This window comes from Desulfobacca acetoxidans DSM 11109 (assembly GCF_000195295.1).
In the GTDB taxonomy this organism is placed as follows: Bacteria; Desulfobacterota; Desulfobaccia; order Desulfobaccales; family Desulfobaccaceae; genus Desulfobacca; species Desulfobacca acetoxidans.
This window is the reverse complement of sequence record NC_015388.1, coordinates 2,422,054-2,448,948: the sequence shown is the minus strand read 5'-3', so window position 1 is coordinate 2,448,948 and position 26,895 is coordinate 2,422,054. Positions and strand designations below refer to the sequence as shown.

24 protein-coding genes are annotated in these 26,895 nt (G+C 47.1%); 6 read left to right on the top strand and 18 right to left on the bottom strand.

The window, feature by feature from the left end; translation table 11 throughout:
* Nucleotides 1–17: 17 nt before the first annotated feature.
* From DESAC_RS10955 to DESAC_RS15335, 13 genes are all read right to left on the bottom strand, one after another.
* On the bottom strand, nt 18–1,085 hold the full coding sequence (locus DESAC_RS10955; protein ID WP_013707141.1) for a glycosyltransferase family 4 protein: 1,068 nt from the start codon (nt 1,083–1,085) through the stop codon (nt 18–20).
* Nucleotides 1,086–1,314: 229 nt separating this feature from the next.
* Nucleotides 1,315–2,493, bottom strand: a complete 1,179-nt coding sequence (locus DESAC_RS15855) for an O-antigen ligase family protein (protein WP_013707140.1) — start codon at nt 2,491–2,493, stop codon at nt 1,315–1,317.
* Between the two features lie 21 nt (nt 2,494–2,514).
* Entirely contained in the window at nt 2,515–3,801 is a 1,287-nt protein-coding gene (locus DESAC_RS10945) for a glycosyltransferase (RefSeq protein ID WP_013707139.1), read from the bottom strand.
* 9 nt (nt 3,802–3,810) lie between these two features.
* Complete coding sequence (locus DESAC_RS10940; protein WP_148231232.1) at nt 3,811–4,722, bottom strand: glycosyltransferase family protein; 912 nt, start codon at nt 4,720–4,722, stop codon at nt 3,811–3,813.
* A gap of 283 nt (nt 4,723–5,005) precedes the next feature.
* A complete protein-coding gene (locus tag DESAC_RS15345) occupies nt 5,006–6,196 on the bottom strand; it encodes an aminotransferase class I/II-fold pyridoxal phosphate-dependent enzyme (protein WP_169311531.1) in 1,191 nt (396 codons plus the stop codon).
* A gap of 69 nt (nt 6,197–6,265) precedes the next feature.
* Entirely contained in the window at nt 6,266–6,601 is a 336-nt protein-coding gene (locus tag DESAC_RS16315) for an acyltransferase (RefSeq protein ID WP_169311530.1), read from the bottom strand.
* A 188-nt stretch (nt 6,602–6,789) separates the two neighbouring features.
* The gene (locus tag DESAC_RS10925; protein WP_258164917.1) at nt 6,790–8,073 is read right to left on the bottom strand and encodes a lipopolysaccharide biosynthesis protein; all 1,284 of its coding nucleotides are present in this window, start codon (nt 8,071–8,073) and stop codon (nt 6,790–6,792) included.
* 172 nt (nt 8,074–8,245) lie between these two features.
* Nucleotides 8,246–9,349, bottom strand: a complete 1,104-nt coding sequence (wecB, locus tag DESAC_RS10920; protein WP_013707134.1) for a non-hydrolyzing UDP-N-acetylglucosamine 2-epimerase — start codon at nt 9,347–9,349, stop codon at nt 8,246–8,248.
* A gap of 160 nt (nt 9,350–9,509) precedes the next feature.
* Entirely contained in the window at nt 9,510–9,782 is a 273-nt protein-coding gene (locus DESAC_RS10915) for a type II toxin-antitoxin system HicB family antitoxin (protein WP_013707133.1), read from the bottom strand.
* A 151-nt stretch (nt 9,783–9,933) separates the two neighbouring features.
* Nucleotides 9,934–11,574, bottom strand: coding sequence for an exosortase C-terminal domain/associated protein EpsI (locus DESAC_RS10910; RefSeq protein WP_013707132.1), 1,641 nt, complete (start codon nt 11,572–11,574; stop codon nt 9,934–9,936).
* Nucleotides 11,571–12,977, bottom strand: coding sequence for a sugar transferase (locus DESAC_RS15340; RefSeq protein WP_218915673.1), 1,407 nt, complete (start codon nt 12,975–12,977; stop codon nt 11,571–11,573). Before DESAC_RS15340 ends, DESAC_RS10910 begins: the two co-directional genes overlap by 4 nt.
* A gap of 132 nt (nt 12,978–13,109) precedes the next feature.
* Nucleotides 13,110–14,027 carry a CpsD/CapB family tyrosine-protein kinase gene (locus tag DESAC_RS10900; protein ID WP_013707130.1) on the bottom strand — a complete coding sequence of 306 codons (918 nt, stop codon included), beginning with the start codon at nt 14,025–14,027 and terminating at the stop codon, nt 13,110–13,112.
* A gap of 13 nt (nt 14,028–14,040) precedes the next feature.
* The gene (locus DESAC_RS15335) at nt 14,041–15,777 is read right to left on the bottom strand and encodes a GumC family protein (RefSeq protein WP_013707129.1); all 1,737 of its coding nucleotides are present in this window, start codon (nt 15,775–15,777) and stop codon (nt 14,041–14,043) included.
* Between the two features lie 836 nt (nt 15,778–16,613).
* On the opposite strand from DESAC_RS15335, the gene DESAC_RS10890 reads away from it, so the two are divergent.
* Complete coding sequence (locus DESAC_RS10890) at nt 16,614–17,339, top strand: VPLPA-CTERM sorting domain-containing protein (protein WP_013707127.1); 726 nt, start codon at nt 16,614–16,616, stop codon at nt 17,337–17,339.
* Between the two features lie 193 nt (nt 17,340–17,532).
* Here DESAC_RS10890 and DESAC_RS10885 read toward each other — a convergent pair whose 3' ends face one another.
* Nucleotides 17,533–18,972 (bottom strand): DNA recombination protein RmuC, encoded by a 1,440-nt coding sequence (locus DESAC_RS10885; RefSeq protein WP_013707126.1) that lies wholly within the window; start codon nt 18,970–18,972, stop codon nt 17,533–17,535.
* Between the two features lie 265 nt (nt 18,973–19,237).
* Between DESAC_RS10885 and DESAC_RS10880 the strand changes: the two genes are divergently transcribed.
* Complete coding sequence (locus DESAC_RS10880; protein WP_013707125.1) at nt 19,238–20,224, top strand: beta-ketoacyl-ACP synthase III; 987 nt, start codon at nt 19,238–19,240, stop codon at nt 20,222–20,224.
* Nucleotides 20,225–20,505: 281 nt separating this feature from the next.
* Here DESAC_RS10880 and DESAC_RS10875 read toward each other — a convergent pair whose 3' ends face one another.
* Entirely contained in the window at nt 20,506–21,189 is a 684-nt protein-coding gene (locus tag DESAC_RS10875) for an SH3 domain-containing protein (RefSeq protein WP_013707124.1), read from the bottom strand.
* Complete coding sequence (locus DESAC_RS10870; protein ID WP_013707123.1) at nt 21,189–21,968, bottom strand: zinc-ribbon domain-containing protein; 780 nt, start codon at nt 21,966–21,968, stop codon at nt 21,189–21,191. The genes DESAC_RS10875 and DESAC_RS10870 overlap by 1 nt, the downstream gene beginning before the upstream one ends.
* A 453-nt stretch (nt 21,969–22,421) precedes the next feature.
* On the opposite strand from DESAC_RS10870, the gene DESAC_RS10865 reads away from it, so the two are divergent.
* On the top strand, nt 22,422–22,937 hold the full coding sequence (locus DESAC_RS10865) for an NYN domain-containing protein (RefSeq protein ID WP_013707122.1): 516 nt from the start codon (nt 22,422–22,424) through the stop codon (nt 22,935–22,937).
* Between the two features lie 13 nt (nt 22,938–22,950).
* On the opposite strand, the gene DESAC_RS10860 is transcribed toward DESAC_RS10865, so the two are convergent.
* Both DESAC_RS10860 and DESAC_RS10855 read right to left on the bottom strand, forming a co-directional pair.
* Nucleotides 22,951–24,123 (bottom strand): pyridoxal phosphate-dependent aminotransferase, encoded by a 1,173-nt coding sequence (locus DESAC_RS10860; RefSeq protein ID WP_013707121.1) that lies wholly within the window; start codon nt 24,121–24,123, stop codon nt 22,951–22,953.
* A 246-nt stretch (nt 24,124–24,369) separates the two neighbouring features.
* On the bottom strand, nt 24,370–24,813 hold the full coding sequence (locus DESAC_RS10855; protein WP_013707120.1) for an SH3 domain-containing protein: 444 nt from the start codon (nt 24,811–24,813) through the stop codon (nt 24,370–24,372).
* 375 nt (nt 24,814–25,188) lie between these two features.
* Between DESAC_RS10855 and lexA the strand changes: the two genes are divergently transcribed.
* Genes lexA through DESAC_RS10840 form a run of 3 tightly spaced genes read left to right on the top strand, consistent with a single transcriptional unit; the run spans nt 25,189 to nt 26,781 of the window.
* Complete coding sequence (gene lexA / locus DESAC_RS10850; protein ID WP_013707119.1) at nt 25,189–25,797, top strand: transcriptional repressor LexA; 609 nt, start codon at nt 25,189–25,191, stop codon at nt 25,795–25,797.
* A gap of 38 nt (nt 25,798–25,835) precedes the next feature.
* Nucleotides 25,836–26,204 (top strand): four helix bundle protein, encoded by a 369-nt coding sequence (locus DESAC_RS10845; protein ID WP_013707118.1) that lies wholly within the window; start codon nt 25,836–25,838, stop codon nt 26,202–26,204.
* Nucleotides 26,176–26,781 (top strand): P-loop NTPase family protein, encoded by a 606-nt coding sequence (locus DESAC_RS10840; protein WP_013707117.1) that lies wholly within the window; start codon nt 26,176–26,178, stop codon nt 26,779–26,781. The genes DESAC_RS10845 and DESAC_RS10840 overlap by 29 nt, the downstream gene beginning before the upstream one ends.
* Nucleotides 26,782–26,895 lie beyond the last annotated feature (114 nt).

Sequence of the window (26,895 nt, the reverse complement as noted above, 5' to 3'; positions counted from 1 at the left end):
TTTATGCCCCTAACTTATCATAATTCAGCATATAAATTTCTTAATTGGTATGTAATTCGCTTATCTGAAAATTTTTTAGAAATTTTATGTTTCGCTGCTTGACTCATGGTAGCCCATAAGCCTTCGTTATTCAGCATTTTTTTTATTGCCGCAGCCAATCCCAAAATATCACCTGGTTTGATCAGAATACCTTCAATCCCATTTCCCACTGCGTCAGGAATACCTCCCACCGATGTCGAAATTACCGGTGTTCCAGTAGCCATTGCCTCTAGTATACTCATGGGTAAACCCTCAAAGTAGGAAGGCAATATAAAAAGGTAGGCGATATTAAATAAATTTTCCTTATTGGAACCCGATACCCAACCGGGAACAGAAACTATAGTATCAAGACCTTCCAATTTTATAATATTTCTGACTCTGTCAACCTCGCCTTGCCCGCATAAAATTACAGATATTTCAGACTCAATAGGTTGAAGTAATTTTATGGCTTCGACAAGATCGTATACGCCTTTTCGTGCAACGATGTCTCCCATAAATAATATCGTGCGCGGTTTAACTAATCTCTTTATATTCTGCAAGTATTTATTATTATTTTTAATTATTACGCAATTAGAAATCACTCTAATCTTCGCTGTTTCACAAAATGCTTTTATTCTTTCGATCCATTCGTGGGACAGTACAATCACCCGATTGGCCAAAGAAAAACCATAACGGATAAGATTTTTTTCAAAATTATATGCCTCTTTATAATAAATATCAAACATTCCTCCGTGCAGATGAATAATAATTTTTTTCCCTAATAATTTTCCTAATATTAATAGAGGGAATATTTTCCTATAGCTCCACCATGAAGAAGCATGGACGTGTAATATATCATACCTAATAATGTTAAGAGATATTTTTATTATTGCCAATAAATAAAAAAGATTATTATAACTGTATGAATTTACAAAATGAATAGGATAATAATCTATATGTAACTTCTTCATAATTCCGGAAGATATATAATTTTGAATAAGTGAAGAAATACCACCTTGACTTTCTGCACACGGTCCAATCATTATCACATTTTTTAATTTATTCAAATCTCGAACCTAGTATCGGTATAATTATAGAAAATTGACATCTAATCAATAAATAATTAATAACGATAGCACCTATATTATTTAAATAATGATATAGTTATAGTGGATATCTAAAATTTATTAAACAATTTTATAACTATAATATTTAATATCGCATAAGGCCTTAATTAGGATAGCTATTTATATTTTATTTTACCCTGTAATATTTAGAATTTATTCCGTTAATAATTTACCTAATATTTTGGAAGTTTTCGCTTTGCAGTTGATAAGCTAATCCCATAAATAAATAAAATAATTGCCCTAATTCAAATCGATTAATGTAACTATTGCTAAAAAAATTCATAATACAAACGGATACAAAAAAACTTATAAATATATATTTTACCTTATACTCTAAGTATAATGTAGTTACGTGAATAATAAAATTATATATTATAAGTAAATATAACAATAACCCAATAATTCCGGTTGTCATTAATAATGTTAAATAATCATTATGAGAGAAAGCAGTTATATTCTGTAATTCTTCTATTTGTGTTCCTTCGTTGCCTATTCCTATTCCTAGCATCTTTTCAACAATTGTTAATTGGGAAAAAATATATAAATTATGACTCCATAGAGTTAATCTTCCACTGCTAGCATGATCAATATTCTCGGAATGTCCAATATCTGGTTCTACTTGCCAAATAACTTGATGTATTTTTTCATAATTGAAAAATGAAATAATTAGAGCGCCCAATATAAGACTTACAAATAATTTTTTATTGCAACCGAAAAATAAAATCATCCAAAATATTATTAAACCTAAGAGAGCTGTCCTAGTAAAGGTCTTGTACAAACAATAAATGGAACAAATAAGCAATAATAATAAAATATATTCTAAGATTTTTGATATATTAATATAGTATATTTTGAATAGTGCATAAATAATCGAAAAAATAAACATTGAATGTGCCAGTGCGTGCTGCCCTGATGCCATTCCTTGAAATCTTTCTATACCAGAATGATAGACTATAATGCTTTCAGACCTACCGGATATTATTAAAAAGGTGCTTCCTAATATTAAAAAGCTATATCCTAAAATAAAACTCGTTAACAAAGCTTTAATAGCATTTCTATCTGTGATAGTGATTCTAACTACATAAAAAAGCAATATTGGTAAAATAAATCTACATACTTCTCTATAACTGGATCCCCACAAAATACTCAGGCCGCAATAAAAATAATATATAAAAATAATAATATCGATATTATCATATTTAATATTTCTTAAGTTCGCACAAATAATAATAATAAATAACAATGAAAATGTTACGGCAAACAATTCTAGAATAAATGGTATATATTGTACAATTCCTATTGTAATAGGACGTAATAGTGCAAATATTAACAATATATATAATGCCATAATAATATAAATAAATTATAGTTAACCAGTTGTTGTAATAAGATTATCTAATAAGCTGGCATATAACTTAGCGATGGAATAGTAATTATATTTATAGATATTCTGATTTCCTTTATATTTGACTTCACCGGTCTGCAAATATTCCTTATAATACGCTGAAATATATTTTTTTAACTCGATTAAGTTATTTACATAATGACCAGCTTCTGTATCATAAATTAGCTTGTTAACAATTCCTCCTGGCCCAAAGGCAATTATCGGTCTCCGAGCTGCTAAGTATTCAAATAACTTACCAGAATAAGCTGACCTTTCAGAAGGATGATTCCATTGCATCAATAATAATAAATGTGCTCTCCTCTGTTCTCTTAATACGTCTGATCTTGGTATATATCCCTTTAAGGTAACAATATCGTTTAAATTATATTCTTTAATTTTGTTTATAAGCCATATTTCTTTCGGACAATAAAATAGTAATTCAATGTTCAAACGATCTATTATATCATCGTTAATCATTTCATTAATTGCTTGAAAAAGCATAGATGGATCTCTTTTCCCATAATATAGTGTTCCTCCAGTATAAGTAATTGTAAATTTATTAGACTCAAAAAATGGAGATATAGATAATTCATCAGGATCATATCCATTTGTAATATGATATATATTTTTATCTTTATGTAACGACTTTAATCTGCCCACATCTGAATCAACAGTAACCAAATAATCAGCTTTTTGAATAGTATTATATTCTAAGATAGTCTCAATATATTTTAATAATAATAATTTATTCTTATAGATATTTTGACTCCATAAGTCTCGATAATCTGCGATCCAAGGTATGTTATATTTTGATTTGAGTTTATTTGCGACTAAATGTGCTGTTACTGGATACGAGGTACTTATTATAGCATTTATATTATCACTGAGAATTAGATCAGATGCAGCTTTAAGTGCATATGTATACCAACCGATATGTTCGTCCGGGAAGTTTAAAATGTCTTGAGATAATTTAATTAATTTATTTATTATAATGAACCAATTTCCCTTCTTTTTATATTGCGTTCCATGTAATTGATCAAATATCCCCATTTTATGATCGAATCCACATATTGATTTGAATAATTTATTTATATCAAAATATTTCGTTTCAATTACTTTCACATCGTGAGAATGATGACTTGGTAATTTAGCGGTAATTATTATTGGTTCCCATCCAAACCGAGGCAAATATTTTGAAATTCCATAAAATCTCATAGATCCCATCCCAGGTCGGGGTGGGAAAAAATATGATAATATTAATACTTTTTTCATTAATATTCCCTATTTCATAAATCTATCAATTAAATGTTTCGATACAACCTTGCTACTAAATCTCAATTTGATAAAATCAATCCCTTCTTGATTTATAGCTAACGTATTATTCTTAAAATTTAAAAATAAATTGTTAACTACATTTCTTAATGTGATATAACTATCGATATAGATTGTATTATTGAATTTATAAGTGTATCCTACGTACCTGCCGTGTGCCAGGGCTTCAAGGACAGAAAAAGATAGTCCATCATGTTCAATCAAGCGTAGATATAAAACACAATCCTGATATTGTTGTATTATGTCTGGAACCCGGCCCAATAATTTAATATTATCTGGCAAATCATCGTCATAATCCGATATATTTGTAATCCTTATTTCGATCTCCGGGAAATCTTTAGCTAATCGGATTAATTTATCAAGCCCATAAAATAATTCTTTTCCCTTAGCAGCATAAGATAATATGGAAAATCGATCAGGAAGTGTATTATCAATATTATTAATACGGTCATAAGAGAATAAATTTACAATATCGGCTATAATGCCAATCTCTCTTAGTTCCCGTTGAATCCATGGCGTTTCGCATAAGTGATAAATATTATTAATATTATAATTTCTATAATAATTTTTATTAAAATTATATTTGGCAGTGATTACATCACTGCCAATCCAATGCATATATACCCTCTTTTTTAATAACAAAGCTAATTTTATATCTGGTCGATTATAACATTTTCCCCATATAATATAAATAATATCTGCATTAATAATGTTATAAATATATTTAAATAACATACGTATTCTTTCTTTAATTGTCTCTCCAGAATATATCACAATATATTCGTGTTCTGGATAATTAATTTTTAAAGCTTCTGAAATTGTGCTAACAAAATGAGGTGTTCCTTTAATAATTATCTTCATACAACTTGTGTCCGGCAAAAAAGGGGAATATCGGAATAGTTTTACAGGCCATGATTATGGAGACTTTATGAATACTCGTAGTGCCTGCCTGTAGTGAATGCCAAGGTGCTGAAAAGCGCCAATGATATATCGAAGAGCTTTGGATAATTGCAATATGCTCAATCTATGCTGGGCGATCTTCTAAGCAGCGTTCATTTCATTCATATTATGTGGCATGCAAAATAACATGAAGAGAGTCCAAAGAGAGGATTAATCAATCATAGACCAGAATGACTATTGGAATTTATCCTGTTAATAAAAAATCATTGAATATTGATATTAGCTTCCTCGTTGTTTGGGTATCAATGGTGGTATGAATATTTATCGGGAAATTGATGATCCGTTGAGCCATTATTTCACCAATCTTACAGGAATAATCTTTGTAATCGTATCGATAGCTCCCTTTGGGATGCACGACATCATTGAACCATTCACCTAAAGCAATACCTGTTTTTATCTTAACCAGAAATCCTATCTCATCGATTCGGCTCTGGTCTGCCGTTTCAGAAAAAATGACCGGATAGCGTACGTAGACGTATTCGGCGTTATAAATATCATAGACTCCGGATATTTCCTGACACATCTTGTGATAAACACCCGCAATGGCGGCTTTCCGGCAACTGATGGCTTCTATCTCCTGCATTTGCAGAAAACCTAATAGTGCCAGATGGGGGGCCAACCTGGAGGGATAGTGGTGGGGCATTGCTCCTTGAATTTCCGCCTTTGAAGTAGTTGCCAACAGCGCTAATAGTTTAATACCCTGGATCATCAATCCACGGAGACAGACTGTGTAGCGGTATGAGGTTAACAGCTGTACGAAAAGCGTGATAAGTACCTTTACAGTGGCGAATCGCGGCGGGAAGCCAAATCTATTATACAGTTCTTCGATTGCTGGATGAAGTTGGGCGTTGTTCACAATCAATGCGCCTCCCAAGCCGGTAGTGATGGGTTTGGAGTATTCAAAACTGAAAAAAGCCGCATCCCCTTCGGTTCCAGTTTTCCGCCCATTTTTAAAGCGGGAACCTAGGGCATGGGCAGCATCTTCAACCACTATTATATGTGGAAATTTTTGCTTTATAAGAGGAATATCTTCATAAACAATACCAAAATTATGACTGACCACAATGACCTTAGTTTTAGGAGTAATGCTTTCGAGTAATAGTTTGGTATCGAGATTTAAGGTCTCAGACTGAATATCAATATACCGTATTTTCAAACCGGCGTATTTGATGGCATTTGTCACAACGACGCAAGTGTACCCAGGGACGATAACTTCGTCATCAGGTTGTAAGGCTAATGATTTTAAGAGAGTATATAGTCCCATTCGACCGGAGGCGAAGAGAAAAACCCTCTCAGGAGGTATAGCAAGGTATGAGGCCAGGATTTCGCAAAATAGCCGGATGAACCTTTGATGATTTGGAAAACAAAGCAACATATATAACCACTTAGCGAAATGTTTTAACTTCAACGAATTACACGTGAAAGAGTACTTGATCATGTCGGATTATATTATTCTCTTGATCTTCTTAACAGGTATGCCAGCGTACAGGTGGCCGTTCTCCAAAGTTCCCTTTACCAGAGAATTAGCACCCACGATTACATTATCTTCAATATGCGTATCTGGAAGGATAATGCACTGAGCACCTATGAAGATATTAGAACCTATGAGTATATTGCCGTCCACGTAACTGTCGCAGAATGGAATTCCGGGCTCTGAAAAATAGTTGGAGTGGCAAAAAAAACCACAGAAGGGGCCGACAGCGACCTTATTGCCAAGTCGCAGGATGTTATTCTCTATCAGGAGATAGGAGTAAGGGGCAAGATGAGATTGATCCCCCATACGCAAAGAACCCCGCGGCCCAATATAAATTGAGACCTCTTTGTAAATAATGCATCTCGATCCTATTGTAACCCTATAAGCCTGTAAGATATCGGTTTTATAAGATATTGAAGTATTCCGCCCGATCTGGGCTCCTAGTGTCCGTAAATAATTGGTGTATAAACGATTAAAAATTTCGGTGAACATTCTCATGGAATTATTTTGGAAACCTGGCCGGCGGCCTTATATAACCAGAAAGCAAAACAGATCATATAAACCGAGAGAATTGTTGAGAGAAGATAGAGCCCCAGATAGATATCCTTGGCAATGAAACCTCCATAAAAAATTGAAATCAATATTAATAAATTACCGATAGATGTAATCATAAACCCCATCTTTTGTCTATTAACAATTATGGGAATTTGTGTAATTGGAGAAAAAATAAAGTTTAAAAAAAACCAAGGAGCAAGAATCTGAGAGTAGAATCCAGCCTCCCTCCACTCTTTCCCAAAAATGTGCGAGAACAGATATGGGGCCAAGAAGAGAATGAGGAGAAATATCGGGAAAGCAATAGCCATTAGTGAGAACATTGTTTTTTTTACCAAGCCTTGGAGGTTGCCCCCAGCGTTAAATGTTTCGGTGGCCTTTTGATAAAATACCTGGGCTACAGAGGACCCGATGAACATCAAAGGGGTCTTCAATATACGCACAGATAAAAAATAAAAACCCAGGATCGATGGCCCGAAGAAAGAAGAAAGTAAAAAAATAACACCGTTGTTCTGCAACATATCAGAAAAGGCGTGCAGAGAATTTATGGTGGGAAAATCTTTATAAGTTCTGGCAGTCTTAGCCATTAAAGATTTATTTACCAATCTGCTTTTGCTGCGATCCCTCCGCCAGGCCTGCCAAACTAAATAAGCGGTTGAGAAACTTTGACCAATTAACAACCCCCCGATGAGACCGCTTTTCTGCCATCCTGCCACGCCCATCCCGATATTAGCAGACACGTTTACCGAGGATTGGGTTATTCTGCATAGTGACAGCTTGGCATAGCGTTTTTTGCGGTTAAACCAATAATTAAAGGTGTTTTGCAAACCGGTCAAGAATACTGTAACCGGAATGGCAAACAGCCAAATTGAAAAGTTCGGGTTGCCCAAAAGATTGGCAATTTCCCGATTAAATGCGGCGACAACCAAAAAAGTAATGGTACTCAAACAAAGAGTGATGGCGAGGGACAACCCCACCAGGTTTATAGCCTCCTCTTCCTCCTGGGGCAACATAATTGCAAGCTCATAGCGGCCGGTGGCGATAACTCCGATCATTGAAGCAACAGCGGAAAACAGGGCCAAACTGCCAAATTCTTCTGGGTTATAAAGACGTGTGAGGATCGGCGAAGCCATGATGGGAATAGCCTGTGCCACCACTGTCCCGGTCATAAGGGTAAATACATTTCTTATAAAGCTACCCTTAGGGGGTAGGATCGTTAGCGCCATATTTTTAAACGAGCGAAAACCATTTATGTGGAGCATAGCGATAAACTGTGACCAATACGAAAATGCTCTGGGCTTCGGGCCTGCCCAGGAATGGGTATCAACGATATGGTCGAAAACATCTCTCGGTAATTGAATTAAGTATTAGGTTATTGATAGAGGACGAAGGATATTTTCATAAGTATTCACAAACAATCTCAGCAATCCTCTCCCCCGCCTTGCCATCCCACAGGGGGGGGACTCCTCCCGTTTTACCGGTTCCGTTAAGAATAGCCTGAGTTTCATTTTCCAGGTGTTCCAAATCTTCTCCCACCAATATATTCGTCCCTACCCCCACCGTTATCGGCCTTTCGGTATTTTTCCTCAAGGTCAGGCAGGGGATGCCCAAAAAGGTCGTTTCTTCCTGAATCCCCCCGGAATCGGTGATCACGAGGGCGGCCTCCTGCATCAGACCCAAAAAATCCAGGTAACCCAGAGGCTCCAGGAGGCGAAGGCGGCTCTCATCGGGAATAGCGAGGTCCCATTCCTGCAGCCGGGCCCGGGTGCGGGGGTGGACCGGGAAAACGCAGGTCAGGTTGCGGCTGATGGTATCCAGGGTTTTCAGGATGGCGGCGAAGCGCTCCCGGTCGTCGACGTTGGACGGCCGGTGCAGGGTCACCAGGGCAAACTTTTTGGGTTCCAGATGCAGCTCCTGGCGGCAGCGGCCATTCACAGAGGGGAGCAGGTGCACCAGGGTGTCGATCATGACATTGCCCACCAAGTGAATTTTCTCCGGCGCTACACCTTCCCCGATTAAATTATCATTGCCATCCTGGGAAGGGGTAAACAACAGGTCGGCTATCTGATCTGTAATCAGCCGGTTGATCTCCTCAGGCATAGTCCGGTCAAAAGAGCGCAACCCGGCTTCGACGTGCCCTACCGGTATCCCCAATTTGGCACAGACCAGGGCGGCGGCCACGGTGGAATTGACGTCGCCATAGACCAGTACCAGGTTAGGCCGTTCCTGAAGCACGATCTCCTCAAAACGCATCATGATCTGGGCAGTTTGCCAGGCGTGGGAGCCGGAGCCCACCTCCAGATTAAAATCGGGGGCGGGCAGGCCTAATTGCCGGAAGAAAATTTCCGACATATTGGCATCGTAGTGTTGGCCGGTGTGTACCAACTTTTGCGATAATTCTGGGTATCTAGCCAGGGCCCGCATCACCGGCGCGGCTTTCATGAAGTTGGGCCGGGCGCCCACGATATGGAGGACATAAATTTTTTTACCGTTATCGGCCAATATTATCACCCCTCACCCTGACCCTCTCCCCTCGAGGGGAGAGGGAGACATAAAGGACAAAATTTTTGCAAACGATATAAAATACCTAAATTGATGCCGCGTTCCGGAAAAAGGACCCACAAAACCGAAGCGGCGCAATCGTTGGATAAAAATTCGCCTTTTACACGGCTCCCATTGAATCATGGCGGGCTTCCCGGTTTAGATTGATGTTTGCAATAACCGGCAGTTTATGCCCCAGTTTAAGACCTAAGAGAATCCAATCTTCCAGGGTGGAGCGTAATTCATCCTCACATTGACGCAAGGTCGTTCCGAATGCCAGGACTCCAGGGCAAGAAGGAATTCGACCGGTGAAAGTGCCATCTTCTAGTTTGTCGTAGACTGCCTGCGCCATTGACAGGTTGATATATTCACTCAAGACAAATTGTGTGCCCATGGAATATCTCCGGACTAGTAAACAACATACGTAATTTACTGGCAACTCCTAAAGAGGTGACCAGACCAAGGCTGGCGGGACGTTGGGTTCCCAAGGACAACTTGGGAACTAGGGAAAAAAGCTCTGCCAGGAGTTCCGGAGCTTTAATTTATTATTTCTCTGATCTTTTGTCATCCTTTATAAACTCTGGCAGTATCGGACGTAATTGGTGCAGGAAACTATCCAACCGGGCCTTGGCCTGTCCCACATCCCCGGTTACCGGGGTGGTCAATCGCACCAAGGCGCCGTCGGCCCGGCCGAGCCGGAGCCGATCGAGACCGATGCCCAGTTTGTGGCCGTAGTCGCTGGCCAGCCAGCGGCCCCGCTCGAAATACCAGTAATATACTGCCATCCGGTTGCCGCCCTGATCCAGGATTAAAAAGTTTATCGGTTTTCCTGGCGCTAACTCAAATACTTCCGTGTGTGCCGTCTTCCAGCCGCTGCCGATGAGGCAGGTCATAGGGGAGTGGACCGAGGCCCTGGACCTTTGATTTTCATAATAGGCGATCCAGAGGGAGACCGGACCTTGAGCCGGATTCGTAAAATCGGCGTTCAGGACCTTGTCGGCACCGGTGGCAGCCACTATGGAGGATTCAACGTGGACGTGCCGTCCCTCCCAAGGGCCTAACTGCATGGGAAAACGCTCAAAACTCTGTTTCAAGGGCACCGGCGTTACTTGCACTCCTCTGACGGCAAAGGGGCTGATCACCAGGACAAGTACCAACCCGGCAGCCAGAGAGGCATAAGATGAAAAACGCGGCCGAGGACCTGGAAGCGTAGACTCGGGGTTTGGGATTGGCATTTCATGAATCAGGTCTGCATCCTTTTCCCCTTTTCCTTTTCCCTCTTCCCTGGTTGACATCGGGCTGACATAGTTCAAGAGCCAGTTGATTCCCCTTAAATAGTCAAAACCTAGAATAAAGATACTCAGGCCGAAGCTGGCATGCCAGAAGCCTTTCTCAAAAATCGGCCAGATGCCGATGCAGGCCAGGCGGGTGGCATTGCCCACGATGGCGAAGGGGATCATGGCGAGCAGCAGCAGAACCACCTTCCAGGCCTGCCGTTGGAAGAAGTAGCAGAAGATGACTCCCAACCCCAGGGCGTTGAAGAGATACCCCAGGCCGCTGCAGGCCGCTACCACCTGTAGTTGGCGGTCTCCCAGGTCGATGACATTGCCGAACAAGGCCACCGGATATCCTGCGAGGCGGAGCATCTCAGCGGCCAGTTGCGAGGAGGCCAGCTGCATCCGGAGCGTCAACTTGCTGATAAAGAACTGGGGCAGGGGAATAACCATGGCCAGCAGGAGGAGGGGGAAGCTCAACTGCTTCACCCGCTGCCAGCCGCCCAACAGCCACAAGACGCCCGCCAACAGCACTACCAGGGATAGTTGCGAAATGTATTCGATGGTGAGCACTGCGCCTAAGAAAAACAGGCCGAACCCGAGAGTCAGGACCGCCAGCCCCCACCAGGAGGGCCGCCAGGGCTGGCGCAGTTCCGGCCACTTGCGATACGTAATATAGCCAATGACTAAGGGGATGATTAAGCCTGAGGAGTAATTGTCGTCATTGGCGATGCGGGTAGCCAGGGGGACCAGAGCGGGCCAGAGGTAATACCCGAGGGCCAATAACAGGGCGAGACCCATGAATACCTGCCCCAGGGTTAGCCAGAGGGCCGGGGACTGGTGAAAAGTGTCCACCATACGTATTTTACATCCTGTTCCCTGTTCCCTTTTCCCTAATTCCTGATTTTTCACTTCCCCCTCCCGATCAGGACAATCCGGATAGTTTTCAGCAGGATGGCGAGGTCCAGGAATAAACTGATATTTTTAATGTAATAAAGATCATAGGCCAACTTCTCCTGCAAGTCTTCGAAGGAAGAGCCAGCCATGGGGAACTGCACCTGGGCCCAGCCGGTGATTCCCGGTTTCACCACCGAGCGGAATCCATAGAACGGTACCCGTTCTACTTCACCGGCAGGCACCATAAAGCCCGGCGGATCGCCGGCCCGGCGCCCAGGCCGCCATCTGGTTTCTTCTTGTAGTGACATCTGGGCGAATACGTCCCATTCCGCCCGGGGCCCGATCAGGCTCATTTCGCCTTTCAGGACATTGATTAACTGTGGCACCTCGTCCAGGCGGGCTTTGCGCAGGAACCAGCCCACCCGAGTTATCCGGGGATCGCCCTTCACGGCCCACTGCGGCTCCTGATCCGGTGCAGCGTCCCGCATGGTCCGAAACTTAAAAATGCTGAACGACTTTCCCGTCTGTCCCTGGCGCTGCTGCCGGAAAAACACTGTCCCAGGGCTGTCAAGCTTAATGGCCAGGGCAATGCAGGGCAAGAGCGGTGCTGCCAGAAGCAGGCCAGCGGCAGCCAGGGCCAGGTCCATGAGACGCTTGACATGGCGGTAATAGTATTTGCTCCGATAAATGCTATGCAGAAACAGCCAGTTGTCAGAAATGTAATCGAGGGGAATTTTCTTGGCTAAATGTTCATACATAGTCGGCATATCAACTAATTCGCAGTGATTGAACGACAGATGGCTCAAGGTTTTCAGGAGCTTCGGCGATTTTTCCCGAATGATGGCGACCACCACGATTTCGATATTATAACGCCTGATCAGCTCCGTCAGAGTATCGGAGGTGCCTAACACCGCAATCCCTTTGAGGCGCTGGCCGACTTTCTGAGGGTCGTCATCCACAAAACCGATGGGTTCCAGACCGCTGTTCGGCCGCTCTTGAATTGTCTTGAGAATCCGTTGACCGGAGTCACCAGCCCCGACAATCAGCATTCGGCGCCGTAAACGCTGGGGCAGGGCCAGGGCAGAAAACAGATAACGCCAGAAGATCAGGAGCCCGCTAAAGCACAGGGCATGCCACTCGATAAAATTGGGATCGAGGTAAAGGTCCTTAGTGAAGCGGATTGCCAGACCGCCCAGCACCATACCGACCCAAACGGCAAAGATGATCCGGGAAATATTCTCAATATTCCGGTAATCCTTATATTTGTCGTATAAATCGGAAACGTAGATCACTAAAAGATTGACGCTCAGGAGAATGAGCAAAGTTATCTTCCGGCCGGCCGGAAAAAATTGCGGCGACTGGCCTAAATGTAAATGCCATAACAGCAGAACCGGGATGGCGGCGAAAAAGACAGCCACATCTCCGACAGCTAAACATATTTCCCATTTAGAGTTCTGCATACCGATATCGCTAACCATCCCCAGCTTATGAAATTATTCGTCGGGCGTGAAAGCGCAGCGCATCCTGCCTTTTGGTTAGCATTCCTATGCCTATTGCTTTTTCCCGTTACCCGTCCAAAAAAACCAGGATCTTTTGGGTCTGTCGCTGGAGCGGTAATAGCGGTAATAACTGGATTGCTTCAATTCTTCAGCTTTATTGAACACATAGCCGATAATCGGCCTCCCCTGGAGCATCTCCTGGCAGCGTTTCAGATCATCCCGCGAGGTTTTTCTAGCTGCTACCACCAAAATGATTCCGTCTACCAGGGGGGCAAACGATAAGGCATCGGCAAAAGACAGCATCGGCGGCAGGTCGAACAGGACATAGCGGTTGGGATAAAAATTCTTTAGTTCCGGTACCAACTGCAGCATCCGAGGTGAACGGATCAATTCCGCCGCCCATTCCGTCGGCCGCCCGGCTGGCAGGATCACCAGTCCGTCGATACCCTGGGGGTGCACCAGCAGTTCGGGGATATTAGCCTTGCCCTCCAGATAATCCGCCAGGCCGCGCTCGGCCGTAAAACCGAAGTAGCGGGATATGGAAGGAAATCGCATATCCAGATCTACCAGCAACACTGTCTGGGAAAGTTCCTGGGAGAGACTGACGGCGAGATTGATAGCCGTCAAGGTCTTGCCTTCCTCCGGCATGGGACTGGTGATCATCAAGACATTATGATTCTGACCGTGGGTTTTCTGTAAGATATGGGTCCGCAACAGTTTGTAACTCTGTTGTATTTCAGGATTGACGCCGCCGGTAATCAGGCGGTTGCGGACCATGGTTTCCATCTGTATGGGCACGGTTTTGGTTAAGGAATAGGCGATATCCTTAATTTCCTCAGGATAGGGGGCCTCTTCCAGATCAGAAAGCGGCTGCTGTTCCAGGAGCTTTTCAAGTTCACTCCGGTGACTGCCTTCCTCCTGCCGACGGGATGATTTTGCCAGTTCAACTGCTTTTTCAATAAAACTCACTGGTAGTCTCCACTTAAATTTTATTCGCCAGCCGCTCTAATTTACTCATCAAAATCCATAAGTCCATATAAAAAAAGTGAAAGCAGAGGATTGCCACCAGAACCGACAGGCAGGCAGCCGTCAGAATCAGGTAACGCCGCCGACGCTGCTGGGCCAGGTCATAGACGGTGGTTATATTGCCAATGATTGCTAAAGGCGGCACTTTGGTGAGTCCGGCCAACTCATCTACGCTTTTAATCGAGGTGTCGAGGTTTTCCCGGCCGAGCATACAGGCCAAACCGCACCCCAGGCCCAAAAACAATCCGGCCAGCGCAATTAGCAATTTTTTCGGCTTGATCGGCTCCTCCGGATAAGAGGCCGGATCGATAATGGTGAATTTTTCGCCCTTCTGATGCTGCTCCATACCCTCGGAAATGCGGGCTTCCATTAACTTGTTCATCACTTCGTGGTATTTGGCGTGAGCGTTTTGATAATCCCGCTGCAGGGCCAGATATTCCTGTTCGATTTTAGGAGCGGCTTCCAGACGTTGTCGGAAAGAGGCCAGTTTTTCCTGCTGCTTCAGCCTGAGCTGCGTCAGGGTATTGATCTGATTGGTAAGCTGTTGGCTCTGCGTGATGATGTTCATCTGGGCCGGATTGGCCAGGTCAATATCGGAAAGCGTCGGATTACCTTTCTGGGCCTCCGCCATCAGTTGGGCGATTTCATTCTTCAGTTTTTTCACATCCGGGTGCTGCTCGGAATATTTTCCTTCTTTGGCAGCCAGGTCGGCCTGCAATTGGGCCAGCTTCCATTGATTTTGGATATCACCGCTCTTGCGCATCTTTAAAAATTGCTCTAACTGGGTTTTCTCCTTGAGGAGGCGCTGGACATCCGGATGATCCTCGGAAAACTTGGCCCGCAGATTTTTTAATTCTTCGTTTAAAGTGTGATAGCGGGTTCGGGGGTCCTTGAGAGCGGCGTCCGGCGTTTCCGTGCGGTAAACCTGTGCCGTACCGAGAAGCCCCTCCAGATAGATCTTCTGGTTCTGGGCACTCTGGATTTCACTATCCAGCCGTCGGACCTCGTTTTCCAGGTTTACCACCTGAGTCTGGTTGAACGGCTGCAGCTCGGGCAGGGAGCCTGGATTTTTCTCTTTGAAATCGGCGATTTTGCCGCCCAGGAAGTCTATTCTATCCCTTAATTCCTTGAGTTCCGCCTCTAAAAACTTGGTGGTCGTCTGTGCCTGCTCTTCCCGGAATTTGAGGTTCTGTTCCAGGTACAAAGAACTCAGGGTGCCGGTGACTTTCTGTACGGTGAGAGGATCCTCGCCCCGATAGGCGATACTAAAGGCAATGGTAAAACTTTGAGTGCCAGCGGCGCGGCCCTTTTTCTTGTCCTGGACCTCAGCACTGATAGTCTGGAAGATGATATCCTTGCGCATCTTCTCTAAGATATCTTCCCTACTATCCTTTTGGCGCTCCTTGGAATACAGGTTGAATTTTTCTACAATCTCCCACAATTTGGTTCGGGACAAGATCTGCTGGGTCAAAACCTGGACGTGCTGGTCGGCGTAGCCGGTGACAGTGGAGCGGACATACTCCGGCGGTATCTGTTGTTCTTCAATCAGGATGGTGGACTTGGACTCATAGACCCGGGGCAGTTGGAATGCAAGGATAACCGCTGCCAGAGGAATAATCAGGGCAGGTAGGATAAAATACCACTTCCGAAACCGCCAGGCCTGCAGCGCCGAGAACAGTGTAAACTCACTCATGGACGATCAAAACTCCTTCAAGTATTGCACCCCAACGCAAGAATTAAAACCTTGTTTAATTTTAATATAAGGTATTTCTTAACAAACCACAAGAGTTAAGCATGGTACTTCTTATCCCTGGGATATTGTGCCGATTCGGGGTCTGTTTGATCTTGGCAGCCGATGTTTAATTTTGTATTCCTCCCTCAAAACCCCGATCCGCCTCTGAGAGCATTCTGCTGTTAATTATGCAACTCTTAAGCCAATATCCTGCAAAATGCTATCATATTATAAATATTAGCAATATAGCTTATTTGCCGCATGACGCAGCAGAAATAATTGTTTTTTAAGTTCACATTTTGAAACATCTAGCCACGCCTCCTTTCGCTAAAATCTCCTCTATCATACGCCGGGAAGGAGCTATTCCCTTTTTACTTATGAATATAATTAATGAATTCGGCCTAAATCAGAAATATAAACATCGTGTTAAAATTATGAAACAATATACATAGGTACCTAAGTGCCCATATTCCGGTGATAAAAAAGAGATTATAAAAGATAGTAAATCTTATTTCATAAAATATCTCGATAATTCACCGCATTTTTAGCACCAAGCTGCCAAAAAGAAATCTCTGGCAGGGTCAAATATGGGATATTTTCCCGCCTTTGAGTGGTCCAAGAAATAGGCATTTTTCTTGCACTACGAAAATGCAGCTAAGGATTGTGAGTATTGCCGTTTTAATCCAGAGACTCCCGATTGGAGGGGACATTGAGGAGGTGATATATCCGGTATGATAATCATATTATAGTGTTAGGGAAATATTGGCCCAAAATTAATTTAAATTAAGGAGAGCTGTATGAAAAAAATACTTATTCTGCTCTGCGCCGGCTTGATGGTCTGCTTCGTTGCCAGCGGGGCTTTGGCTTATACTGCTACCGATACACCGGTTTATAAATGGAAAGGGGCTGTTAACACCGGTGTACTGCATCACGGTGCCAGTGACCCCATTTCAAGTACTAATCCTGGTCCATTCAATACCTATGGCTATGATTTTATTGGTGGAGTTTTGACCATTTACACCAACTGGTCTCCGGTATTTAACAAGAGTATTGATGCAGTTGCGACCGCCGACCTCTTTATAGATTTTTGGTACAATGGTCCTGGTTTTGATTATGCCATTGGTCTGGATGACGGCACTAACGGGACTGCTAACCGGATTACCAACGTCTATGATGTGGCCACTAATGGGTATAATAATACTCAGTTTTATTTCGCCGGTCAGACAAGTTTGCAATACGGCGGTTCGCTGGATGCAGCCGGAGCCGTCGATGTCCCTGCAATTGCGTTGGGCAACGTAATTGGCAATGTTCCTGTTGTGTGGACAACTGGCATCGGAAACGATCCTGATAACAGTGTTGCCATTACCTTGGGCGCGGTTGATAACTTTACCTTCTTTTGGGCCTCCGGTACCTGCGGCAACGGTCCCATTGACGGCAAAGTCCCCCTCCCGGGCGCCATGTTGCTCTTAGGTGCCGGTATGGCCCGTCTGGTTGCCTACGCCCGGCGGCGGCGGGGTGAATAGGCCTAATCTCAACGAAGCATGAATACCTCTTTTTGGCAGGGTCGGGTTCCGGCCCTGCCTTTTTTCATTATTTCTCTATACGGACTGGAAGCCTATGCCACCAATAAACCGGTTTAATGGAAAGGGATATTGGCATGCAGGGGTGAACCTTGTATTTGCTCCAAACAACTGAAGTGTTACGCAATCCGAAAGGTCATTCTGCCGCCTCGCTGGCGGAGACCTGACGCGGCGATTTCTCCACCGGGTTTAAAACGCCGAGTTCGGTTCCCGCTAGTACGCCGAGTTCGGGGAATTTGCGGGCGGTGACCAGGACGCGGTTCTCAAAAGCACCGACGGCGCGGTTATATGAATCGATCGCAGTTTTGAGTCCTCCTCCCAATCGGTCCAGGTAGTCAATGAAGGTCCGTAGCCGTTCGTACAACTGTTTGCCGAGATTGCTTATTTCTTGGGCGTTCTCGGCAAGCTGCTCCTGGCGCCAGCCATAGGCCACGGCGCGCAGCAGGGCAATCAGGGTAGTGGGTGAAGCGGGAATGACTCGTTGGCTCATTCCGGTTTCGATCAGGTCGGGCTGTTGCTCCAGGGCGGCGCTGAAAAACATCTCTCCCGGCAGAAACATCACGACAAACTCGGGAGTCGGATGAAACTGTTCCCAATAGTTTTTCGAACTCAGTCGGCTGATATGTTCCCGGATCAATCGGGCGTGGTGTTTCATCCACGATTGACGCTGATCATCAGCCTGATCTTCTGCGGCGTTTAAATAAGCCTGGAGCGGGGCCTTGGCATCGATGACGATATTCTTCCTCCCTGGCAGATGAACGATCAGATCGGGGCGCAATTTGCCGGTATCCGTATCGGCTGAGGCCTGTTCGACAAAATCAACATGGGGGGTCATGCCGGCGATCTCCACCACCCGGCGTAGCTGAATCTCACCCCAACGACCTCTGACGGCAGGGGTTTTCAGGGCGTTGACCAACTTGGCGGTTTCGGCCCGCAGGTCGGTATGAGCTGTCGAAAGCAATTTCACCTGCTCCAAAAGGCCGGCATAAGCCTGCAGTCTCTCTTTTTCCAAATTCTGCAGTTTGTGGTCAACCTGCTGCAAAGATTCTTTCAGCGGCAGGACCAGGCCGTCTATGGCCTTCTGGCGCGATTCGAGATCGCTTTGGGCCTGCTGGTGAAATTTTTCCAACACGGCCTTGGCCAACTGCAGAAATGATTGATTATTGCTGGCGAGCGCTTCAGCCGCCAGGGCCTTAAAAGCATCTGTCAGCTCCTGTTGCGCCGTCGCGATTAACCGCAAGGTTTCTTCATGTTTTTTCCGCTCTGCGTCGATGCGGGTCTCCAGGGCCGCCTGGCTCTTTTCCAGATCGGACTTAGCCTCCCAAAGCTGTTGGTATTTTTCTTGGGATTGCTGGAGGTTGTCCTGGGCTTGGGTTAATTGGTTATCCAGGGTTGCGACCCGCTCGCGCATGACGGCCAGGTCGATGTCATACCGGGCCGCGATGCTCTCCTGAACCTGCCTGATCTTCTGGCGTCCGATCCACCAGTGCAACAGGACGCCCAGCAGGGCGCCGATGAGAAAAGTGGCGGCAAGCGGCACCAGGGGTGAATAGATGAGATCGGCTAGCGGATTCATGCTGCCTTCCTATGGTTTCTTATGGCATCTAACTCAATCGGCCTTTGCCTCGCGTATCACCTTAGCAGACTGAGGTGATTTGTCAACGTCGGGTCTGAGAAGGATAATAAATCCCGGACGGCCTTTTTGGGGGACGCCATTGAAATTATTCCGGTAATCCCTGCGATAGCAGGCGGCAATTTCTTGTTGCACTTTCTACGGCCTCACTATATAGTGTGCCCTATTCAGGAAAGGAAGAAGTCAGTTTTTGGGAGGAGAGGATACGGTGAGCAGCGATCCCATCGGCATTCTGGGCACCGGGGCGTATCTGCCCGAACCGGTGCTGACCAACGCAGATTTAGAAAAGATGGTGGATACCTCCGATAAATGGATCATGGAGCGCACCGGCATTAAAGAGCGTCGGGTTGCTGCCCCGGAAGAAGACGTGGCCACCATGGGCGAAGCGGCATCACGGCAGGCGCTGGAGAACGCCGGCATCGCCTTAGAGGACTTGCGGTATATTATCGTCGGCTCCAATACCCCTAATTATATGTTTCCCGCCACTGCTATCCGGATTCAACATAGTCTCGGTTTAGACAACAAGCTGGGCGCTTTCGACATCCAGGCCGGCTGCTCCGGTTTTAACTATGCCCTCCATGTAGCCGAAAACCTGATAAAAGGCAATAGCGGCTATGCCCTGGTGGTGGGTGTCGACGCCAATACCCGGATGCTGGACTTTACCGACCGCACCACCTGTGTGCTTTTTGGCGATGGCGCCGGAGCGGTGGTCATCGGGCCGACGGATCGAAGTCGCCTGATGGCGTCTTTTGTGGCGTCTCGTTATAATGGGCGGCTTTACCTGGAAAACGAATTCAGCCATTTAAATAGCCCATTTCTTCCCAAACCGCCGCTCACGGCTCATTACCTCTTTATGGACGGTCCTGATATCTTCAAGTTTGCCGTCAGGGCCGTACAAGAAAGCATCCAACGTATTCTGCAAGAGGCTGGGATGAATCGGGAAGACATTGACTATTTGATTATCCATCAGGCCAATTATCGCATATTGGAAACCGGCGCCAGGTTTGCCAAGGTGCCTATGGACAAGGTCTATATCAACGTTGACCGCTATGGCAATACCTCGGCGGCCTCTATTCCCATTGCTTTGCACGAAGCCTTGCTGGAGGGCAAAATCCAGAAGGGAGATAAAGTGCTTTTAGTCAGCTTCGGAGCCGGAGTGACGTGGGCGGCGACGGCGCTGGAGTGGCTGAGCTGAAGCAGACAGGGAAGAAGGGACAGCGATATTAAATCAACAGGCGGGAGGCGTTTGGCTCTCCCGCCTAAATTTTTAGTATCAGATAATCTCGGCTGCAAGGAACATACTAATTTAACGTCAAAGTTAGAGTTTAGAACAAACGACTTGAAGGTCGATTAAATAAGGTGGAACCGGCTTTCAGGCTGTTCAATATGGCACAGGCGGGATGCCTGCGCCACCAAAAGTTTTCTCAATTACTCTATATTTGACCTTGAATTAGTATCAAAAGCTAGGAGCCAAAACTACATAATTCTGATGCGTTTGGGAGCCGGTTCAGCCGGGGCTGGCGGTGGTGTGGGAGTGGGTTCGGGCTCGGCTGGCGTCTCTTTAACAGGTGCAGGCTGTTCCTTGCGCTCTGTTTCAGCGGCCTCGGCGGGTGCAACCTTCTTGGGTTTGGGCGGCGTCTCTTTGGCTTCTTCAGGTTTCTTGATTGCCGGTTTCTCCGCCGCTGGTTTCTCTGGAGTAGGCTTTTCCTTTAGGGTTTTTTCGACCGGTTTTTCTGCGGGTTTAACCTCTACCGGCTTGACTGGAGCAGGCTGTTCCACTATCACCGGAGGCGCCTGAGTCTCCGCTACCGGGGCAGTACCAAGGTAGCGGCTGTCCACCCATCCCAGGACGCCGTCCTGTCGGGAACGAACCTGAATCCAACCCTGGCTTTCAGCCAACTTTTCCACCTCCTGGTTCCTTTGCAGGGTTGCGATCTTGGGGCAGTCCATGCCCGGACAGGCCCTCAGGTTCAATCTGGTGGCGGTTACATACAGGATCTGGTATTCCACCCGCGGGGCGGGAGTCGAAGGCGGAGCGGCTTGCCGGGGTTCATCAGGCGGCGTCCAGACCGCTTTTTGCATACAGCCGATCACCGGTGTCAAAAAGACGCAGCACCCGAGGGCCGCAATACATCGAACCTGCGAATATGAAAGAGTCATCAGGAGTAACCCATATCTTTGCTTTCTCGAATCTTCCAAATACCGCCGATCTCTTCGAGAGTCACATTGACGACGGCGCGATGTAGTTCATAGGCCTTGGTCTGATTATTATAGAGTTGAAAGTTCCAGACCAGATCCGCAGTGGCGTGGCGAGGCCCGAATTGGCGGATATTCGAGATATTATAACTGACAGTTCTAAAATCAAAATTCTTCCAGGTCTCGTAAGTTTCGCGTTCCAACTTTCCCAGGTCAGGATAGGAGGGAGAGTAGCAACTGATAAATAGATTCATGTCCTTGTTCATGTGGGCAGACCTGATTTTTTCTGCTAGACGTTCCACTTCCCGCTGTAGGGTATCAATGCGTCCCACGGGTGGAGAAGAAACAACGGGTGTTCCCGGAGACGCCACCATGGGGGTGCGGTTCGAGGTCTGGGGCCAGAGGAAATAGGCTCCGGCAACTATGATCAATCCCACCAGACCGACGGTCCACTTCGGGAAACCTTTCTTGGTTAAAGTCGGTTGTGAACGGCTGCGGCTCGGTCGGGGTTGGTAAAAGAGATCGTCCTGAACGGTAGGGCGTCTTGGCGGCCGCGATTCGGCCGTACCTTTTATCCGTTGCCCGCACTCGGTGCAGAAATGTTGGCCGGGGAAATAAGGGGTGCCGCAGTTGGAGCAATAGTTCGGGGGAACATTTTCCTCTGGAACCAGGGGGTTGCCGCAGCGTTGACAGAACCTATGCTCATCGCCGTGAACTGTATGGCATTTGGGGCAGACAGTCATGGTGCCGTATTCCTTATTGAAATCCAGTCTGCAAACCTCTCTTAAGACTCACTCAACCATCGTGGGGAAGGCATCAGGCTACAGACTGATTCACATTTATATCCAGGATATTACATTCTTATCAAAAACACAAGAACCTTGTCGCGGCAAAACTCCAACCGTTGAACTTACAAGTTCGAACTAATGAAGAGTTTTGACAAAATTCGTGTCATGGTTCTGATAGCTGCATAAAGCACTGTGAGGAAACTTATCTTGCAGTTCTGTTCTCTTTCTGCCCGGACTCAAGTAGATCCATAGGACCTTTGAGCACCAGGCGGGGTGAGAAGGTGCGCGCCAGGTCATATCTGCGACGGTTCAGTTGACAGCCGGAGGGCAGAGGGGTTTTAATACCTCTAGATGGAGAAATGGCCGCAATAAACCGGTTTCTAACCGTATTGAGGCGGAAAGTGCATTATGGCGATGCATCTGATTATCGACGGCTATAACCTGATCAGACAATCACCGGACCTATTGGCCCAAGAACACCAGGGTCTGCACTTAGGGCGGGAGGCTCTCCTGGATAAACTGACCGCCTACCGACGTTTGAAGAAACACGCTATCACCGTAGTCTTCGATGGGTGGGAGGCAGGAGACTCCATGGCCAACCGCGATCACTTTCAGGGAATCTTAGTCATCTTCTCCCGCCGGGGAGAGAAAGCGGACGAGGTAATCAAAAGACTGGCCGATCAGGAGCAGCATCGGGCCCTCGTCGTTTCCTCGGATAGGGAGATTATGGATTATGTCGAACATAGGGGTGCTACCGCCATGTCGGCCGAGGAATTTAATTTCCGTCTGGAACTCGCCGTCTCCGGCGGTGACGCAACTGAATTTGAAGAAGACAGGCCTGTCAGAAGCACCAGGAAAAAAGGTCCGGCGCACCGGGCCTCGAAAAAAAACCGGCGCTGGCGCCAGCGGGCCAAGAAAATCTAGTTGTTGGTTTGGCCTAGCCGCCGGTGTTTTCAATGTACCTTCCTGACAGGTATTGTTCCAATCGACCAAGCGCTTCGCCGATGTTGTCCAGCGAGTTGGCGTAGGAGAAGCGCAGGAAGCCTTCACCGTTAGAGCCGAAATCGACTCCGGGGGTGACGCCGACGTGGGCCTGCTCGAGGATATCAAAGGCTAATTGGTATGAATCGCCAGACAGGTGGCCAGCATTGACGAAGACGTAAAAAGCCCCTGTCGGCTCTACCGGTATGGCAAAACCCAGCTTCTTTAATCCGTCTACCAGAAAACGCCGGCGCTGGCTGTAGATCTGGCGCATCTGTTCCACCTCTGCCCCGGCCAAAGTAAGGGCGGCGATGCCGGCCTGCTGAACAAAGGCATTCGCTGAAATAAAGAAATTCTGCATCAATTTCTGTAACGGCCGCATAAACTCAGGTGGGGCGATCAAATATCCCAGACGCCAGCCGGTCATGGCATAGGCCTTGGAAAACCCGTTGATGACAAAGGCCCGGTCGGTGAATTCGAGGATGGAATGCTCACGGCCCTCGTAGATCAGGCCGTGGTAGATCTCGTCGGAGATGACATAGGGTCCTAAACCGGCAATTTCCTCCATATGCTTTCTGGTCAACACCGTCCCCGTGGGATTGGCCGGAGAGTTGATCAGCAAAGCCTTGGTCCTGGCCGTCAGGTAACGGGCGAAGTCCTCCTGGTGGACCTGAAACCCGTCTGTCTCGCGGATAGGCGCATAGCGGGGGACAGCGTCCACCAAGCGGACAAAATTAGGATAACAGGCGTAATGCGGGTCGGTGAGAATGATTTCGTCGCCCGGATCTAACAGGGCGGCAAAGATCAGGAGCATGGCCGGAGAGGTGCCGGAGGTGACGATGACCCGGTCCGGAGTCAGCCGCACGCCATATTTTTCAGCATAATGTTGGCAGATAGCCTGCCGCAGTTCGAGTAGACCCATGGAATGGGTATACTGCGTTTCTCCCCGCTGCATAGCAGCAAAGGCCGCCTCTTTGACCACCTGAGGGGTGTCCCAGTCCGGCTGGCCCACCTCCAGATGAATTACCGAAATCCCCTGGCGCTCCAACTCCTGAGCCCGTTCCAGGATGTCCATGACAAGAAACGGCGTAATTTCCTGGGCGCGGCGAGAAACGCCGTAATGATGCATACTTCCCTCCAAAAAACGATCGGTGAATTGTGGGGGATTACCCTTTCCTTAACACATGATTATCAATAAAAATCTAGCGCTCATTATAGGTTGCCGCGCTAGAGATGGCAAGCGTAGAATCAACCGGTTCGACCAACCGTTGGTCATGGCGCAGTTATGCCGTCGGTTGCTATAAAAAAGGTCCTCGTAAAGAGGACCTTATGGTTACATCCAGGGAGCCGCTGTGAGGGACAGCTCTACCAGTTTTCAATAGCCCCAGACCAGGTCGTCGTAAATCCAGCCCACCACCTCGTTTTCATAGTAATAACCGATTTTTACCCAGTCCCCTTGTTCGCCCAGGACCCGGTAAATCTCCCCCTGTTTGGCCTGTGCGATCAGAGGCCGGCGCGTACCGGGGCCTTTCCTGACGTTTGCCGTATCCACCCGGATCACCGTCGTGGGGATCGCGGAGACCAGGGGGCGGTAAACCCACCCCTTGTTGCCATTCCAGTCCTCAAAATACAACCAGTGTCTCGTCTTCTTCTTTACTACGATGGGGTAACCTTTGGGCGCCTGAAAGAGGATGGACGCCCGTTTACTGGGTTTGGTGCGCACATTCACCCTATCTCTGGCAATACTCATAGTCCTGGCGTATCCGGCGGTTACACCGACAAACACCAGCAATAGAACGATCCAGAAGACTTTTTTCATATCCTCCTCCTTTAAATAAGATTTCTCTGGGGAAATAGTCCCCCGAGCTTTTAGACCAAGGTTATGGCTTGTACGAATGAAGCCGGCCAGGAGATTGAATTGAAGCAGCAGAGGATGCAAGAGAACTACAGGAGACATGCTGCCGGTGGCGAAGCGCGGTTTCCCACTCTCGGCCAAGATGTCCTTTTTAGGCTACTGAATAAGCAGCGGTCTTGTCAATCATTTTTGATAAGAAATTTTCGTGAGTTACTATAAATCTTATAAATAACAGTATATTAAATCGATCAAGAGAATTCGGCCAGCCGCTTCAGGGGTTTAAGAAGAATTGCTGCCTAATCACTTGACAAGTATTCTTATGTATAGTATTATTGCCACATGAAGACTTTAACCTCTCGACAACAGGCGGTTCTCTCGTTTGTGGAGGAGTTCTGTCAGCAGCAGGGCTATCCGCCGACGGTACGTGAAGTGGCGGCCCATTTCGGCATCCAGCCGCGGGCGGCCGATGACCACCTCAGCGCCCTGAAACGCAAGGGCTACCTGCACCGGGAGCCGGGCCGCTCCCGGGGTTTGGCCCTCACCGGGCGCCAGGCGGAGTCGGTGGTGGAAGTGCCGATTTTGGGGCAGATCGCCGCCGGTCAACCGCTGCTGGCCAGCGAACAGGTGGAAGACACGCTGCCACTGCCCCGCTCCTGGGTACAGGGCGAAGAGGTCTTTCTCCTGCGGGTTGCCGGAGACAGCATGGCCCCGCTCATCCTGCCCGGCGACCTGGTGATGGTGCGGGTACAGCCGCGGGTAGCCCGGGGCGACATCGCCGCGGTGCTGATCTACGAGGAGGCTACGGTCAAACGGGTCTATGAAGAGGCGGGCGGCTTGGTCCTGAGGGGCGACAATCCGAATTTTGCACCGCTGCGCTTTTCTCCTGAGGAGGCCGCGGAGTTGGTGCAGATTTTAGGGAGAGTGGTGGGGGTGTATCGGTCGTTGTAGGAGAGGGAGAAGGGAAGAGGGAAAAGGGAAGAGGATTAATGAAAGAAAAAGCAGTAAGGTCATATCGAGATCTGATTGTCTGGCAGAAGGCCATGGAGTTAGTCGTCGAGATATATCAGCGTACTCGGGCATTTCCTGGAGACGAGATGTTCGGCCTGGTGAGTCAAATGCGGCGGGCGGCGGTTTCGATTCCGAGTAACATTGCTGAAGGTTATGGGAGATCTTCAACTGGAGAATACAAACAATTTTTGGGGCATGCCAGGGGATCTCTGTGGGAAATTGAAACTCAGATTTTAATCGCGCAAAAATTAAATTATCTCAATGATGAAGAAGCCAGTGATCTTTTAAAACTTGCCACGGAAACAGGACGAATACTACATGGGCTGCTATCTTCCCTTAAAAAGTGAATCGGCTTTAACTAATCCCTTTTCCCTAATCCCTTTTCCCTCTTCCCTTCTTACCTTCGGCGAGGGCATGCGTTTCCTGACTGCCGCCGCTGCGGCTTGGGGGGTAGCCCGAGGTTTGGCGGTGTTGGTAGTAGATGCCGCTAATCGCTTTGACCCATATCAGTTGGTGCGGGAAGGTCGGAAACGGGGTCTGCTGCCGGATCAGGTGCTGACCCGGGTGCAGGTGTCCCGGGTTTTCACCTGTCATCAACTGGTGCAATTGGTATGGGAGGGTCTGCCGGCGGAGTTGGCGAAGGTGGACCGGGCTCTGGTCATCCTGTTAGGGCCGTGCAGCCTGTTCTATGACGAGCAGACGCCGTTGGCGGAACGGCGGCGCCTGTTCCGCACCATGATGGGCGGCTTGGTCCAGGTAAAACAGCGGGCGGCGCTCTGGTTTTTGCAGGCTAATCTGCCGCCGCAGGTGGCCAACCAGCACTTCGGCCGGCTGCTGGCCCGCCTGGCGGACCAGGTGGTCCGGGCAGGGGCAGGGGAGGGGGACGGGCGTCGGGTGTGCCTGGTTAGGGCGGCTGCGGGTTAGAGGCGTTTAGGCAGATTCGCAGGATTTTCGGGCGGCCTGCTCTTTTTTATCATGGCAGCCTGCTATAGTAGAATGAGCTAAAGCGATTTATTATCGAGGTTATGAATAGATTCT